Genomic DNA, 241 nt, shown 5'->3' on the forward strand with positions numbered 1-241 from the left:
TTGTCCACCCTGCTGCTGTTCTGCCTGCTCTGCCCCTGGTCGTACGCCGACCAGCGCAGCGAGGTCGAAGCCTTCCAGCTGGAAAACGGCATGGGCGTGCTGCTCAAGCCCACCGAGCAGCACCGACACGTCTCGATCCGGCTGGTGGTGGGGGTCGGTTTCGCCGACTTCTCGTGCCGTGAAAAGCAGCTGCCACACCTGCTCGAGCACCTGTTCTTCAGCGGCCTGGACGGCGGCGACG

1 protein-coding gene is annotated in these 241 nt (G+C 65.6%); it reads left to right on the top strand.

Features of this window, described 5'->3' with window-relative positions; genetic code table 11:
* Positions 1 to 241: insulinase family protein (locus BST14_RS32235; protein WP_211280866.1), on the top strand; the 241-nt coding region annotated here is incomplete at both ends.

The sequence above is a fragment of the Mycobacterium arosiense ATCC BAA-1401 = DSM 45069 genome (assembly GCF_002086125.1).
GTDB lineage: Bacteria > Actinomycetota > Actinomycetes > Mycobacteriales > Mycobacteriaceae > Mycobacterium > Mycobacterium arosiense.